14 protein-coding genes and 1 pseudogene are annotated in these 16,658 nt (G+C 39.9%); 13 read left to right on the forward strand and 2 right to left on the reverse strand.

Translation table 11 applies throughout. The features are described from left to right. The first annotated feature begins 11 nt into the window (after nt 1–11). From iscU to AB4140_RS00505, 12 genes are all read left to right on the forward strand, one after another. Nucleotides 12–395, forward strand: coding sequence for a Fe-S cluster assembly scaffold IscU (gene iscU / locus AB4140_RS00450; protein WP_076542320.1), 384 nt, complete (start codon nt 12–14; stop codon nt 393–395). A gap of 14 nt (nt 396–409) precedes the next feature. Next, complete coding sequence (gene iscA, locus AB4140_RS00455; RefSeq protein WP_102440391.1) at nt 410–733, forward strand: iron-sulfur cluster assembly protein IscA; 324 nt, start codon at nt 410–412, stop codon at nt 731–733. A 60-nt stretch (nt 734–793) separates the two neighbouring features. After that, complete coding sequence (gene hscB, locus AB4140_RS00460) at nt 794–1,318, forward strand: co-chaperone HscB (protein WP_102440390.1); 525 nt, start codon at nt 794–796, stop codon at nt 1,316–1,318. 89 nt (nt 1,319–1,407) lie between these two features. Further along, nucleotides 1,408–3,270, forward strand: a complete 1,863-nt coding sequence (gene hscA, locus AB4140_RS00465; RefSeq protein ID WP_371999323.1) for a Fe-S protein assembly chaperone HscA — start codon at nt 1,408–1,410, stop codon at nt 3,268–3,270. An 8-nt stretch (nt 3,271–3,278) separates the two neighbouring features. Further along, a complete protein-coding gene (fdx, locus tag AB4140_RS00470) occupies nt 3,279–3,614 on the forward strand; it encodes an ISC system 2Fe-2S type ferredoxin (RefSeq protein WP_102440388.1) in 336 nt (111 codons plus the stop codon). 287 nt (nt 3,615–3,901) lie between these two features. Beyond that, a complete protein-coding gene (locus AB4140_RS00475) occupies nt 3,902–4,309 on the forward strand; it encodes a GFA family protein (protein ID WP_371999325.1) in 408 nt (135 codons plus the stop codon). Nucleotides 4,310–4,324: 15 nt separating this feature from the next. Next, nucleotides 4,325–4,807 (forward strand): Rid family detoxifying hydrolase, encoded by a 483-nt coding sequence (locus AB4140_RS00480; RefSeq protein WP_102532190.1) that lies wholly within the window; start codon nt 4,325–4,327, stop codon nt 4,805–4,807. A gap of 92 nt (nt 4,808–4,899) precedes the next feature. After that, nucleotides 4,900–6,303 (forward strand): amidohydrolase family protein, encoded by a 1,404-nt coding sequence (locus AB4140_RS00485; protein ID WP_371999327.1) that lies wholly within the window; start codon nt 4,900–4,902, stop codon nt 6,301–6,303. A gap of 126 nt (nt 6,304–6,429) precedes the next feature. Next, complete coding sequence (locus AB4140_RS00490; RefSeq protein ID WP_102519477.1) at nt 6,430–7,077, forward strand: TetR/AcrR family transcriptional regulator; 648 nt, start codon at nt 6,430–6,432, stop codon at nt 7,075–7,077. 148 nt (nt 7,078–7,225) lie between these two features. Continuing rightward, nucleotides 7,226–7,657, forward strand: a complete 432-nt coding sequence (ndk, locus tag AB4140_RS00495; RefSeq protein WP_102440383.1) for a nucleoside-diphosphate kinase — start codon at nt 7,226–7,228, stop codon at nt 7,655–7,657. 785 nt (nt 7,658–8,442) lie between these two features. Next, entirely contained in the window at nt 8,443–11,205 is a 2,763-nt protein-coding gene (locus tag AB4140_RS00500) for a TonB-dependent receptor (protein WP_371999329.1), read from the forward strand. 426 nt (nt 11,206–11,631) lie between these two features. Then, nucleotides 11,632–14,346, forward strand: a complete 2,715-nt coding sequence (locus tag AB4140_RS00505; RefSeq protein WP_303445926.1) for a TonB-dependent receptor — start codon at nt 11,632–11,634, stop codon at nt 14,344–14,346. A 163-nt stretch (nt 14,347–14,509) separates the two neighbouring features. Here the strand turns inward: AB4140_RS00505 and AB4140_RS00510 are convergent, their stop codons facing one another. Continuing rightward, on the reverse strand, nt 14,510–14,872 hold the full coding sequence (locus AB4140_RS00510; RefSeq protein WP_076542304.1) for a TraR/DksA C4-type zinc finger protein: 363 nt from the start codon (nt 14,870–14,872) through the stop codon (nt 14,510–14,512). Nucleotides 14,873–15,205: 333 nt separating this feature from the next. Beyond that, entirely contained in the window at nt 15,206–16,162 is a 957-nt protein-coding gene (locus AB4140_RS00515) for a tRNA-dihydrouridine synthase (RefSeq protein ID WP_371999332.1), read from the reverse strand. Nucleotides 16,163–16,476: 314 nt separating this feature from the next. Between AB4140_RS00515 and AB4140_RS00520 the strand changes: the two are divergent. Beyond that, a pseudogene (locus tag AB4140_RS00520) lies at nt 16,477–16,658 on the forward strand (hypothetical protein); the annotation flags it as partial.

The raw sequence follows: 16,658 nt of genomic DNA on the forward strand, positions 1-16,658 counted from the left end.
GCAGAATTGTTATGGCTTACAGCGAAAAAGTAATCGAACATTATGAAAATCCACGTAACGTTGGTTCATTTGATAAAAATGATCCATCAGTGGTAACCGGAATGGTAGGTGCACCCGCATGTGGTGATGTAATGAAATTACAACTTAAAATAGGCGAGAATGGCATCATTGAAGATGCTAAATTCAAAACTTATGGTTGTGGTAGTGCCATTGCATCAAGCTCATTAGTAACAGAATGGGTTAAAGGCAAAACTGTTGAAGAAGCCGCTACGATTAAAAATGCAGACATTGCAGAAGAGTTAGCGCTTCCACCAGTTAAAATCCATTGCTCAATTTTAGCTGAAGATGCTATTAAAGCAGCGTTGGATGAGTACAAATCAAAGCAAGATAAGTAATACCTGGAGTTAAGATGGCAATTACAATGACCCCAGCTGCGGCTGATAGAGTTAAATCTTTTCTAGTAAATCGTGGGAAAGGTTTAGGTTTACGCCTTGGGTTAAGAACATCTGGTTGTTCAGGTATGGCTTATGTCATCGAGTTTGTCGATGAAATTAATGACGACGATGAAGTTTATGACATCGAAGGCGTAAATATCATCATAGATGCCAAAAGCTTTATTTATCTGCAAGGTATAGAGTTAGATTTTGTTAAAGAAGGCCTAAACGAAGGTTTTCAATTTAACAACCCTAATGCCAAAGGTGAATGTGGTTGTGGTGAAAGTTTCACTGTTTAGTTAATCTATACTATGAAGCTTGTATCGCAAATCACCAATCAAAGAGCATGATATCTGCCAATGAATTATTTTGAGTTATTTCAATTTTCACCTTCCTTTGATATCGATATCGCCCAACTTGCAGAACGCTACCGCGAACTGCAACGGGCGGTTCATCCCGATAAATTCGCTAATGGATCTGAGCAACAAAAATTATTATCCGTGCAGCGTACTGCACAAGTTAATGATGGTTATCAGACTCTCAAGAATCCGCTCAGACGTGCCGAACACATATTGAGCCTTCGTGGTATTGATATAAGCCATGAAACCACCACAGTTAAAGACACTGCATTTTTAATGCAGCAGATGGAATGGCGTGAAGCATTAGAAGATATCGAGCACAGCCAGCAACCCGACGACTTAATCAGTGACTTATTTGACTCTTTTGCTGATTTTGAAAAGTCACTCTCGCAAAGCCTTGCTATTTTACTGGTTAAAGACACCGATAATGATAATTTATTAGCGGCAGATCAGATCAGAAAGCTAAAATTTATGGCAAAATTGCAAGATGAACTCGCTAAAATTGAAGATTCATTACTAGACTAATGGATTGGTAAACTTAATGCTCTGTTTTTAACAGAGCATTTTGTTTTGATTTAATCGATGAATGTTCACTAATAAACTATTGGATTACTATGGCCCTTTTTCAAATCGCTGAGCCCGGTCAAAGCGCCGCGCCCCATCAGCATCGTCTCGCTGTTGGTATCGACTTAGGTACCACAAACTCTTTAGTAGCGGCTGTTAGAAGTGGCGAAGCATCAACATTAGTTGATGATAACGGGCAGCATTCTCTTCCTTCTGTGGTCCATTATAATGCCGAATCTATTGATGTTGGTGTTAATGCGCAAGCACAATCTGCCCAAGATCCTAAAAATACCATTGTTTCAGTAAAACGTTTTATGGGTAGAAGCCTTGCTGATATTCAAGCAAAAGAGCAACAGTTACCCTACGACTTTAGCTCAAGTGACAATGGCTTACCGATTTTTAATACTGCTTTTGGCGCTGTTAACCCCGTGCAAGTCTCGGCTGAAATTTTAAAGCCTCTTATTGCTCGCGCCGAGTTGACATTAGGTGGCAATCTTGAAGGTGTGGTGATTACCGTACCGGCTTATTTTGATGATGCCCAGCGTCAAGGCACTAAAGATGCAGCAGAGCTATTAGGTGTTAAAGTATTACGTTTACTCAATGAGCCAACGGCAGCAGCAATTGCCTATGGTTTAGATTCAAAACAAGAAGGTGTGATTGCCATTTACGACTTAGGTGGCGGCACATTTGATATTTCAATACTGCGCCTAAATCGCGGCGTGTTTGAAGTATTAGCCACTGGTGGTGACTCTGCGTTAGGTGGTGATGACTTTGACCATTTATTGCAAGCACATCTACAGCAAGCTTTTGGTTTAACTGATTTGTCTGCCACGCTTTCACGTCAATTATTGATTGAATCGAGAAGAGTTAAAGAGCACTTAACCACATCTGAGAGCTGCATAGCATCGATTACGTTAGATAATGCTGAGCGCGTAGAAACACAATTGACTAAAGCTGATTTTGAAACATTGATCAGTTCACTGGTGAAAAAAACCATTGCCAGTTGTCGCCGCACGTTACGTGATGCCGATGTCAGTACTGATGAGATTATCGAAACTGTAATGGTTGGTGGTTCAACTCGCGTGCCTTTAGTACGTGAACAAGTTGAAAATTTCTTTAAGAAAACCCCGTTAACCTCAATCGATCCTGATCGCGTGGTTGCCATTGGCGCTGCGATCCAGGCTGACATTTTGGTGGGTAACAAACCAGAATCTGACTTATTATTACTTGATGTTATTCCATTGTCTTTGGGTATCGAAACTATGGGTGGGCTGATTGAAAAAGTCGTCACCCGTAACACCACCATTCCAGTGGCGCGAGCTCAAGAGTTTACCACCTTTAAAGATGGTCAAACGGCGATGGCATTTCATGTGGTGCAGGGCGAGCGTGAAATGGTTGACGATTGTCGCTCATTAGCGCGCTTTACCTTAAATGGTATTCCAGCACTTGCAGCCGGCGCTGCGCATATTCGCGTGACCTTCCAAGTGGATGCAGATGGTTTACTTAGCGTAACCGCTATGGAAAAATCAACCGAAGTGAAGACCACGATTCAGGTTAAACCTTCATTTGGTTTATCTGACTCTGAAATAGCGACTATGCTGAAAGATTCAATGAAGCATGCTAAAGATGACATTAGCCGTCGTATGCTAGCTGAGCAGCAAGTTGAAGCGTCTCGAGTAGTGGAAACACTAACCGCAGCATTAGCAAAAGATGCGGACTTATTAAATGAGCAAGAGCGCAGTGCTATTTATAGCGCCATTGAACAGTTACAAGTGACCGCTCAAAGCGATGATACTGACGCGATTGAAAAAGCGATTGAAGCGTTAGATGCACAAACCCAAGAGTTTGCTAATCGTCGTATGGATAATTCAATTCGAACAGCACTGAAAGGCCAGTCTGTCGATAATATATAGGTGAACAAATGCCGCAGTTAGTATTTTTACCCCATGAAGAGCTGTGTCCTGATGGAGCAGTTCTTGAAGCAGAAATAGGCGAAACGATTTTAGACGTTGCTTTAAAAAATGGCATTCATATTGAACATGCTTGTGAAAAGTCATGTGCCTGTACCACTTGTCATTGTATCGTCCGTGAAGGCTTTGATGAGCTAGAAGAAAGTGATGAATTGGAAGATGACATGCTAGATAAAGCTTGGGGTTTAGAGCCTGAAAGTCGTCTAGCTTGTCAGGCTAAAGTTGTTGATACTGATATGGTTATCGAGATACCAAAGTATACCGTTAATATGGTCAGTGAAGGCTAGAATCTTCAAATACAGTTAACGGGTGTAATAAATTGAGCAACGTCTATATCTATAGAGGTTGCTTTTTTTTGGACAATTTTTAGAAACAGTTAACTTTTCTTTGCGTCATTATTCATATCCCCCTTCGCTCGATATTCTTTATGTTCGTTATGCTAATTATCTCTAAAGCAATTTACTTCTTTACTCATTGACACGATTTTAAGTTGCAATGTTGAATTAATGTAACTATCTTGTTTGTGAATTTGCATTCGCAAACTAAGTTGGCATCATTTTATCTAGAGGACTATATGAACATCACCGGACATTGCCATTGTGGTGAGTTAGTTTTTACTGCCAAGGTTTTACCAGAAAAAGTTGTCATCTGTCATTGCACTGATTGCCAATTACTATCGGCTAGCGCCTTTAGGACGGTAGTGATGTCAGAAGTTGACGGTATGAATTTTATCAAAGGCACGCCAAAGGAATACATCAAAGTTGCCGAAAGTGGTAATCAACGAGCCCAAGGTTTTTGTCAGCAATGTGGCTCAGCAATGTACGCCACTTCCGTTGGTGATAAGTCTAGGGTGTATGGAATTCGTTTAGGGGTTGTGGATCAAAGAAATAAATTAACGCCGGTTATGCAAATCTGGCATCGTTCAGCACAACCTTGGTTGAATACTTTAAATGACATAAGCACATTTTCAACAACACCATAATATTAAGGGATGACAATGAAATTGATCGTCAGTTTATCTATTTTAGCGAGTTTTTATGTTAATGCTGTGCAGAGTTCTGAACAGAAAGTGCTGCCAGTAAATCTTGGTAGCTATTCAGAGGGTGAAGTTAGTTTTTTAAATACCCAGCAAGGTGACATGACCTTGCCATTTTCTGAAGGGGTGAAAGTCGGCGGGACTGTCTATTTATCTGGTCAAATAGGATTTAACCCTGAGACTAAGACCTTAGTTAAAGGTGGCATCGTTGCGGAAGCTCAATCGACATTATTAGGCATTAAAGGGTCTTTAGGTCGAATGGGTTATGAAATGAAAGATGTGGTTAAGTGCACTGTGATGCTTACGGATATTGAAGATTTCTCAGCATTTAATCAGGTATATAAGCAGCATTTTAGTTCCCCATATCCCGCAAGAAGTACTATGGCAGTCAAAGGTCTCGCTCTTGGTGCCAGCATTGAAATTGAATGTATTGCTGCAAAATAACAATAAAAACCGCCCCTAATGTGAATCTAGATTTACATAAATCTGTTTGCACGATATCATCTTGTTCAAAATAAATTTGAATAAGGTTAAGGATGAATCAATCTAAATTGTTTTGCACATTAGGTATGCTGCTTTACAGTATTTCTTTAAGTGCTGTGGCGAGTGGTTATGTATCATATGATCAACCTAAAATTGCAATTAACAATGTCAATATCATCGATGGCACTGGCAGTAAAATTAAGGAAGCGCAAACTGTTGTTATTGAGGCTGGGAAAATTAAAACGATAATGGCTTCTGCTTCGACAACGATTGCAGAGGACGTCACTATCATCGATGGTAAGGGAAAAACCTTAATTCCTGGCCTGATCATGATGCATGAGCATATGTTTTATCCCACCGGAAATGCCCATTACACCGAAATGCTCCACAGCTTTCCCAAACTTTACCTAGCTGGCGGTGCAACCACGGTAAGGACTGCTGGCACCACTTCACCTTACGGGGATTTAAATGTAAGAGATGCCATTAACTCAGGTGACACTATTGGGCCTGCTATGGATGTTACTGCGCCGTATTTAAATGGTCCTGGGCTGCCAATTCTAAAACTCAAAGCGCTGCGGGATGCAGAAAATGCTAAGGCAATGATAGATTACTGGGTTTCTGAAGGGGTAACGTCATATAAAGCCTATATTAATATTCGTACAAAAGAGCTTGAAACAGTCATAGAGCAAGCGCATTTGCGGGATCATAAAGTGACAGCACATCTTTGCTCTATTACTTACCGAGAAGCCGCTGAGATGGGAATTGATAACCTTGAACATGGTTTCTTTGCCGCAACTGATTTTGTTAAAGACAAACAGAAAGATATGTGCCCAGAAGGGGCACATCAGTCATTAGTTGATTTAGATATTGATTCACCTGAGGTCAATGATCTCATTGCCTATTTAGTCGAAAAGAAAGTCGCTATTACTTCTACGCTAACTATTTATGAAACGTTCACAAAAGGGCGACCACAAGCCTACCCATTAGCATTAGAAGCGCTTATTCCACAAGTTAGGGAGCAGTATCAAAATCGTTGGCTCACTATCTCTCAGCAAGAAGATGCTACTTGGCCTGTCGTGTTTAATAAAATGATGCAATTAGAAAAGAAGTTTGTTGCAGCTGGCGGCTTGTTGATGGCCGGAACGGATCCTACCGGTTATGGCGGGGTCGTCGCTGGATTTTCAAATCAACGTATGATTGAGCTACTTTATGAAGCAGGCTTTAGTGTCGAAGAAGTGATTAAAATCGCCACCTTGAATGCAGCAAACTATCTTAATAAGCAGCAAACTATTGGCTCAGTTGAGGTCGGTAAAAATGCTGATCTAGTATTAATAAATGGCGATTTGAGTGTTGATATTAGTCGTATTCAAGACATGCCAGTAGTATTTAAAAATGGCATTGGCTATGACACTAAAAAAATCGTTGCTGATAATAAAGCGATAGTAGGGTTACATTAACTTAACAGCGCAGTAAATGACCTGTTGAATTAGAGTTTAGCCAGTAGAAATTGTATGATGCTTAAGGTAACAATACACTGGGATTGTTACCTTGGTTTCCTCCCTGATTTCGAACTGGAAAAATGCATGTCAGCCATAGATTTACGCCCAAAACAAAAACGTAGCCAAGTGACTCATGATAAATTTCTGCAGTCTTTACAAGATGCATTAAAGGTTAAGTACTTTGAACATATCAGTATTAAAGAATTAGCTGAAGGTGCAGGGGTGTCTGTAGGGACGTTTTATCGTCGATTTGAGAACAAAGAAGCCTTGTTGCCTTTGTTATACGATGACTTTGGGCGCGAATTATCTCAATGGGTTGATGAATTAGAATTGATAGAGTGTGAAACCTTAGAACAGCAAGTTTTGTTGATGTGTCAGCAAACATTTGATTTTCTTGATAGCAGACGCAGTGTTTTTAGAACTATTCATCTTAATGCGCGATTGCATCCGGACACTATTTTTTCTAATCCTACCTTAAGCAGGAATGAAACCTATAATCGACTTTCTAAGCTGTTGTTGAAGTTCACTGTGACCATAGCGCCATCAAACGTTGAGCAACAAGCAGCCGATATGGTTATTTATATGCTGATAAATAGTTTGCTGGATAAGATCTTATATCCTACATTGACCCCAGCAATTGCATGTTCGATGTCTAGTGCTAAATTTGTGGAGCAGTTACCTAAAATGCTATTGGGCTATCTTAATCAATCTTTCCAACAGCATTCGTTGTAAGTATGAGTTTAATCACAATTTTTGTATAACCTAGCTCACATGATTACAATTTGGTTATGTGACGCCGATAACACTATGCATTACAGGCTAAATTACGTATAATCCGCGCGAATTTTAAAATATATTTGTTATTTAAAGGAAGCTCACAATGGCGATCGAACGCACTTTTTCAATTATTAAACCAGATGCAGTTGCTAAAAACCACATCGGTGCTATCTACAACCGTTTTGAAACTGCTGGTCTTAAGATCATCGCTTCTAAAATGGTACACCTTACTAAAGAGCAAGCAGAAGGTTTCTACGCTGAGCATAGCGAGCGTCCTTTTTTCGGTGCTTTAGTTGCATTCATGACTTCTGGTCCTATCATGGTTCAAACGCTTGAAGGTGAAAACGCTGTTCTAGCTCACCGTGAAATCTTAGGTGCGACTAACCCAGCTGAAGCTGCTGAAGGCACTATCCGTGCTGATTTCGCAGAAAGCATCGATGAGAACGCTGCTCACGGTTCTGATTCTGTAGCATCTGCTGAACGTGAAGTTGCTTACTTCTTCAGTGCAGAAGAGTTGTGTGCACGCACACGCTAAATTCTACATTGATTTTAAAAAGGAGCCTTATGGCTCCTTTTTTTATTCCTAAAAAATATGTTTAACAAAAGGTTTTGATGAAAAATAGACTAGCTTACTTACTTCCCTACATAAGCTAGCTTTAGTTATGCCTCTCTTGTCATTTAAATTGCTCGGTTACATCTAATACTCTCAGTGTTCATTTTTACACGAAAAAAACTCTACCAACTCTCATCTTTACCGCCGAGACTCAACGCAATTGATTTCCGATAACATATACTAAAGAGATAAAACAATATTTAGAATTCATTTAGATCATACAATTAACATTGCTTGAAATTTATTATGTATTTACTGTCATTATTTATACGTTTATTAAATATTATTTGAACTTTACAAAGTTATTTTTTGATACCTAGGTTGTCAAATTGTTAATAAGGTTAAATTCTTTGTGTTATGTTGTTTATTAATTATTTAAACTTTTATCTATATTTAACTCGATAGGTTGATTTTTGACCCAATTTAATGTTGCGCGCAACAAAAGTGCAAACTTTATATTTATATTTAGTAACAACTGTTTATCGTGTATTTGTAAGTAGTTGTTTTTATGTAATTAACTTAACCTGTAACACGATCTCATTTTATGTTGTATCTTACGCAACCCTATTGGTTATTTATTTGTGAAATTTGTTGACTAAGGTCGCCTTATTTAACAATAATGACTTTAGTTGACTAAATTAGTTAACCTAAAAATTATAAATATAACGTTGTGGGTTTATTTGAAACATGACGAAGGGAGTATAATAATGAGTTCATTATCTTTAACTGCTAAGGCTATTCGCCGTGGCTTATTTACTGTAGCAGCAACAGCGGTCGCAACAACTTCATCTTTTTCTGTTAGCGCTGCTGAAGAAGCTCAAGTTGAAAAAGTAGAGCGTATTGCCGTTACTGGTTCACGCATTAAACGTACAGATATGGAATCGGCTAGCCCGTTAACCGTTATTGACGCATCAGCAATTATTGCTTCTGGTGCCACTTCTATTGATGACGTATTACAGAAGATGACCTCTTCTGGCGGCGCGATGACTAACGCTGCCGTAAACAACGGTTCTGGCGGTAATGCTCGTGTAAACCTTCGTGGTTTAGGTTCTAACCGTACCTTAGTTCTTGTTAACGGCCGTCGTATGATTGCATCAGGTACTGGTGCAGCGTCTTCAGTTGATTTAAACACAATCCCAGTTTCTATGATCCAACGTGTTGAAGTACTAAAAGACGGCGCATCAGCAGTTTATGGTACTGATGCTATCGCTGGTGTAGTTAACGTAATCTTAAAACGTGATTTTGATGGTTTTGAGCTAAATGTTCAAACGGGTATTTCAGGTCAAGGTGATGCAGATGAATCAAGCATTGACTTCACTATGGGTAATACCTTCGATAAAGGTAACGTTGTAATCAACGCTCAGTACACCAAGCGTGGCGATGCAAGCCAAGCAGACCGTGACTTCTCTGATTGTCCTATCGCTGAGGGTGCTAACGGCCTATATTGTGCTGGAAGTTCATATTCTGAAGGCGGTCACATTTGGGGTGATTACCTACATAACATGACCAAAAGTGGTACAGATGAAGATGGCAACGCTATCAGCATTATTGGTGATGCAGGCAAATATGGTCAGTATGTTGCTAATGAAAAAGGCGAGGCTGAATTCGAATATTTTGAAGGCATATCTGAAGCCGACCTAAGTGGTTTAGGTGGTGAATACCACGAGTTCACAAATGATGATCGTTATAACTACGCTAAAGATAGTTTCCTATCTACACCAATGGAGCGTTTAAACCTTAGTTTTGCTGGTACTTACGAGCTTTCAGATAACGTCATGTTCTTCTCTGAAGCGATGTATTCTAAGCGTTGGTCTGATCAACAAATGGCGCCACAGCCAATTTGGAACGGTTCTCCTTGGGAATACAAGCCAATGGCAGATGGCGGCTTTATGACTGATGACTTGTTACCATGGGTAGAATCGGGTGAAAAGTTAAGCTATGGTCGCCGTATGGTTGAGTCAGGTTCTCGTGACTTTTCACAAGTTGTCGATACTATTCGTTTAGTTGTTGGACTTGAAGGTGAGTTTGAAAACGGTTGGACTTGGGATGCGTCTTACAACAAAGGTAAGAATGACTCAGTTGATACACTCGCTAACTTACACAACATTGGTTCAATCAATGACGCTGTTTTAGAAGGAAGCTTTGATCCATTCCTACAGTCTTCTTGGATGGGCGAGAGCATTGCACCATTTATTTACACTGAAGTTAACTCTGGTGGCAGTGAGTTAGATATCGCTGCAGCATCACTTGCTGGTGACATTGTCGATTTACCTGCCGGTACCATGGGCTTTGCTGCAGGTTACGAGTTCCGTAAAGAATCTGCTTACTACACGCCTGATTCACTCACTGCGCAAGGTTTAGCGAACGACCCACGTGTTGAAGCAACAGCCGGTTCATTTGATGTTAATGAGTTTTATGCTGAATTGGCTATCCCATTATTAAGTGGTTTACCTTTGGCTGAGCAAGTTGACTTAAGCGCTGCTATTCGTTACTTCGATTACAGCACTTTTGGTTCTGATAATACTTGGAAGTTAGGTTTAACTTGGCGTTTGTTTGATGACTTAATGGTTCGTGGTGTGCAATCAACAGCATTCCGTGCTCCAACTGTATCTGAGTTATACGGTGGTAAGTCTCCTTCATTTGACCAAATTGTTCACCCTGCAACAGAACAAACTCAAGCAGAAGTAACAGTTGGTGGTAACGAGCTATTAACCCCAGAAGAAGCTGATATCACCACTGTTGGTTTAGTTTACTCACCAAGCTTTGTTGAAGGTTTATCTTTAACTGTTGATTACTACAACATTGAAATCAGCAACACGATTACATCCGTTGATTCTAACTATGTAGCGAATCAGTGTTTAGATGCAAATGGCAACACAATCAATACAGGTACTGCATTATGTCAGTCAGCTAATATCTCAATAGATGCTACTGGTCGTATCAAGTTTGACAATGGTTTACAAAACATTGGTGAAACTAACACTGCGGGTTATGACGTAAACATTGCTTATACTTTTGACGCACTAGGTTTAGATTGGAAAGCAGGTCTTGATACTTCTATCTTAGATACCTATGAAGAATTTGACCAAGACGGCAATGCAGTTGATTACAAAGGCTTCATTACTGGTGGTGTTGGTGCTTATGCTGAATTTAAAACCAACTTCAACTTAACTGCAGCTGGTGATGATTGGTCAGCTACTTATGAAGCGCGTTACATTGATGGTATGGACTCATTTGCTTGTAAAGATGATCCAGCTGATTGTTATGCACCGTCTGTTGATTCAATCGTCTATCACGATATCTCAGCATCATACGATGTGACTAACAATGTAAGATTATCTGGTGGCGTGAACAACCTATTAGATGAAGAGCCACCTTACTACACTGGTAACAATGACTCTAATACCGATCCATACACTTATGATGTACTAGGTCGTTACTTCTTCGTTAGAGCAAGCGTTAAGTTTTAAGCTAACGTTTATAAGATAATTTGTTTGTCTTAATGAAAACCCCAACCATTCATTTGGTTGGGGTTTTGTTTTATCTATAGAACAATCCCGTATCGTTTACTGATCTTTCTTTGCAGTGTTACCAGTGGTTAATTTTTTAAACTCTTCTTTATCAATTGAAAGGAAGTGTATCAAACGGTTGCTTGGAGGCTTTCTTTTTGGTCGCTGGTCTCAAGTTGCTGTTTAATGGTGTTATTTTATATTTTGGTCGTTTGTTTGAGCGAGCATCTGTATCAATTTGTACTCTGGCAGTTAAAAAGCTGTGACTAATGTTGAAGATTAAGCGTTGATTTAACAGTATCGAATCGAGGTTTTAACTTCAGTACAACTAAATAAAACAATAATAAGTCAATGCGTTAATGATATTTAACGTCCAGGGAGATTTACATGAGTACAATGACATTAACAGCAAGAGCGATCCGTCGCGGTTTGCTTGCAGCAGCTGCCACATCAGTTGCGTTTTCGGGGGTCGCTTTTGCAGAAGAAGTGGCTGAAAAAGTAGAGCGTATAGAAGTAACAGGTTCACGTATCAAGCAAGTTGATATGGAAACTTCTTCACCAGTTACCGTATTAAGTGCTGCTGATATTGCATTAACAGGTGAGAAAACAGTTGCTGATGTATTAAATAACTCTTCTATAAATGCATTTGGCTCATGGCGTGGTACGTCAGGGTACGGTTCAGGAGCTAGTGCAACGAGTTCTGTCAACATGCGCGGGCTGGGCGCTCAAGCAACGCTAGTACTACTTGATGGTCGTCGTATGCCTGGTACTAGTTCAAGTTCAGGTGCCACTGCTGATACCTCACAGATCCCATTAGCTATTGTAGAACGTATCGAAATCTTACGTGACGGCGCTTCTGCTGTTTATGGTTCTGATGCTGTTGCTGGTGTTATTAACATTATTACTAAAAAGGAATTTGATGGATTCCAATTAGATTTCAGTACCGAGCAACCTTCAGTTGAAGGTGGTGATGCTAACCGTTTCTCAATTGCCACAGGCTTTAATACTGATAAAGGCAATATCACTTTTACTTATGAGTACTATGATACTAAATCAGTCATGGACCGTGATATTTGGAACATGGATGATCCATCTTATGGTGATTACAGTTCATTCAGTTCTGTGCCAAATGGTTATTATAACACTGGTGTTCAAGACACTAATGAAGATGGTACTCCAGCCTTTGATGATGATGGTGAACCAATCTATGTTTACGATTTTTATTCAAACTCTGACATGTGTGACCAAACTGAGAATGTCTCAAATGGTATCGGTGAAGACAATAGTGGCCGTTGTTACTACAGTTATGGTGAAGTAACCAAATTATTTGGTGATATGGAACGTAATTCGTTCATGACCAATTTTAATTATCAAATCACTGATGACATTCAATTCCGTGGTCGTGGTTCAGCATCGCTAAGTGAAACAAATACTCGATATGCTGGTACGCCAGTCTCTACTAATTACCCTGTCTTAGCTGCGGATAACCAATACAATCCGACTGGTAAAGACATGACGCTGTACATGCGTTCGGTACAAATCGGTGAACGTGATACGTTAACAGAAACCAACAACTTTGATATTTTAGGTGGATTTGTAGGTTTTGCTGATGTGGGTAATGGTATTGATTGGGAATTAAATGCCCAATACTCAGGTTCTACAACTAACTCGTTTAATTACAATTTGATAAATGACAGCATTATTCAAAGAGAGTTAGATACAGGTAATTACGATATTTTCAATACTACCGGTATGAGCTATGAAGATTGGGATCAGCAAATGACAGCGCTTTACAGTGCTGCGAATCATACTGGTGTTTATCAAGGTCAATTTGATAGTACTCAAATTGACGGTTTAGCTTCAACATTATTAGTGGAAAACGATACCATTTCTTTAGCAATGTTAGTTGGTGCTGAATATGAAATGATTAACTTCAAGCAAATGTCAGATCCTGAATCTGCTTCAGGTATTATTTCAGGCGGTTCAGGTGGTGATGATGTTGATGCTGAGCGTGATCGCACCGCAGCATATACTGAAATTCAATTAGGCCTACCAGCGAATATTGATGTATCTATGGCTGTTCGTTATGAAAGATACGAGCAATCAGGTACGTTAACTGGCGCGAGTGGTGAAATCGTTAATTCTTCAACATTTGATGCAGTAGTACCTAAGTTAGGCGTCAGTTGGAGACCGGTTGATTCATTACTTGTTCGTGCAAGTTATGGTGACTCCTTCCGTGCGCCAAATATGGGTGAGATGTTCTCTTCACAATCACTTAGCTTTGAAACCGCGTATGACTCAGTTTGGTGTGAGGCTAATAATGACTCTGACGCTAACTATTGTGCAACAGCTAATCAGCATAAAACCTGGTTTGGTGGTAACCCAAATCTAGAAGCTGAAGAAGGTAACTCGCTAACTTTAGGTGCAGTTTGGAATGCGACTGATGCTTGGAGCATTGAGCTTTCTTACTATGACATTACCTACGACAACAAAATCGAAGCGGTTAGTGCAACAGATGTTATCCGTGATGAAAAAATTAACGGTAGTTCAGAGTTAGTTCACCGTGGAAGTGATGGAAAAATTGAGTACCTAGAAAGTGGTTATATCAATATGTCATCAGTTAAAACCTCAGGTTTTGACTTTGCAACCACTTACAATGTTGAAACAGGTTTTGGTGACTTCAACTTTAAAGTTGATTTAACTCATATCCTAGAGTTTGAAGAGCAAGCGAATGCAGAGTCTGAAGCAATTGACCTAGCTGGTATTCAAGATTATCCAGAATGGCGTGGTAACTTTGCCGCAGCTTGGTATTACAACGACTTTAATGCTGCTTGGACTACGGTTTATATCGGCAGTCAGTCTGGTGATTACTGGCGTGATCTTGGCTACAGCTATATCACAGATACTCCTGATTACTTTAAGCATAATTTCCAAGTCGGTTACACACATGACTGGGATGGCACTGTAACAGTAGGTGTTAACAACCTGTTTGATGAAAAAGCGCCAACTTGGTATGACTTTGCGGGCTATCGTGATGTGAACACAGGTCTATATGATGTATTAGGTCGTACTTATTATGTTCGCTTAAGCCAAAAGTTCTAAAATAGTTTCTCCTCCCTGAAACCCAAAAACCTCCGCTTGCGGAGGTTTTTTTATTTGCGAATAACAACTTTGTGGCTGGATTAGACTATAAATCTGGGTCGGACCATAAATGACGGTGAATTGCTATCAAGAATAGAAAGCACTTTAAACCATTAATCAAGCTTTAATGACTTAGCTTAAGCTCATGACGATGTTGTTGGTTGTACTTTTCAGCGCAGTGAGCACAGCGCTGCTCTGTGGGATCGGCGGCCAAGCGCTCCGCTTCAATGTCAGACTCACAGTCAGAACATAAACCATAGAGGCCAAGTTCAAGCTGGCAAAGAGCGGCATCAAGACGGGTTAGTTGTCCAAATAGAGGGGTGTCAGTTAATCGCTGCTCACTCATGAGTTCAATCAACTCGGTCAAACTCATATTAAATTGAACTTGAGCAGAAGGCTGAGTTTGTTGGTTTAATTGATGTACAAGTTCATATTTTAACTGTGCTTCTCGTTGCAATAATATTTGTTGTACGTCTTGAGTGTTCACAAGATCACCTAATTAGTTTGTTCATTTCACTGGTTATCCAGTCTACCGTTAATCAATATGCTTACTATGATGGAGATCAATTGAGAGTTAATTTGGGATTTCAGTATTAGGCTTTATTTATATAGTGTGAACTAAGTAGGTAACTAAACGCGCAAAATCTTATATTTTGTGCTGTAAATTAAGCAAGATAGCGAAGGGGATAGCTCAATGATGGTCTGTATCGGGGCAAATTGCTGACTCAAAAAGAATAATGCAGTTTGTTTAACCGAAAACCCATCACAGAAATGAGTTCTCAGTTAATGAAAGCTGTTAATGCTAAAAAGACTGCTTAAGTTAGCCGTTAGTCGCTAACTGTTGTTCATGGGCTTTTTCTAAAATGGCAATGATACCTTCAGCCGTTTTAAGCACTCTGAGCTCTCTGAATAACACATCAGCTTCAGGGTACTGTTTATTCAAATAAGTAAACCATTGCTTTACTCGGGCAGGGTAATAATCAATTTTCTTGTTAACCAACTGCTTTTGGGTGTAGTTCAGTAACAAATTTAGCGTTTGTGACCAAGTGTAAGGCGCTTCAACGCCTTTTATGGTGGCAGCAAGGTTTGGCAGAGACATTGCCCCGCGCCCCAGCATTATGCTGTCACAGCCTGTAACTGCCATACAGCGCTTAGCATCATCACTATTCCAAATCTCACCGTTAGCAATAATAGGGATAGGTAAACGCTCACGCACCTCGGTTATGTATTCCCAATAAGCTGGCGGTTTATAGCCGTCAGTTTTACTGCGAGCATGAATAGCAAGCTCGGTAGCACCCGCTTCATACACAGCGATAGCGTTTTCCATAAATAATGATTTATCTTCGTAACCGAGACGGATTTTAGCAGTAACAGGTTGATCTGCTGGTACTGCATCACGCATTGCTTTGACTATATCGTGAATTTTATCCGGGTATTGCAGTAATACTGCGCCGCCATTACTGCGGTTAACCATTTTAGCGGGGCAACCAAAGTTAGCATCAACACCGCATGAGCCTAGCTCAACCGCGCACTGGGCGTTTTCTGCCATCACTTGCGGATGTTGCCCTAATAATTGAATTCTTACCGGGGTGCCTGATGCGGTCAAACCGCCATTACGCAGCTCAGGGCATAATTTATGATAAACCTTCTCAGGAAGTAACTGATTAATCACCCGCACAAATTCGGTTACCACCAAATCATAAGGGTTGATTTCAGATAAAATTTCTCGCATCAAATCATCAATGACGCCTTCCATCGGAGCTAAGACTACGTGCACATTACTACCTGGTTAACTATAAAAGGAGCGCTATTCTAGCGAGTTTAATTTTTTATACAAATTCATTTCAAGTATTTGAATTCACTGTTATCTGCTGCAACTGCATATTTAATCTTTTATATCAAGTTGATAGATGAATATTTTGTCCTATCCTTAATCATTAGAGAACTTCTCTAGCAATATTTTTAATAAAAAATGATGATTTAGATCAATTAATGTGAAATAAAAGTAGCAGGTTGTAGGTCTATTCATCTGTAAGCCAGCACTGTTTGTTGTTGGTCATCATTATTAAGTTTGAATTTAAGGAAATTATTATGAACTCAGTAAAGCAAACAACAGTCGCATTGGCATTAGGTGCAGTCGTATTAACCGCTGGCGTATCTACGTCTGTAGAGGCTAATCCATTTGGTTTTGAGCAAATGAATTCAGGTTATCAGTTAGATGGCGGCGATAAAAAAGCTAAAGAAGGCAAGTGTGGTGAAGGTAAATGCGGCGG

The sequence above is a fragment of the Shewanella sp. 10N.286.51.B2 genome, from assembly GCF_041469265.1.
In the GTDB taxonomy this organism is placed as follows: domain Bacteria; phylum Pseudomonadota; class Gammaproteobacteria; order Enterobacterales; family Shewanellaceae; genus Shewanella.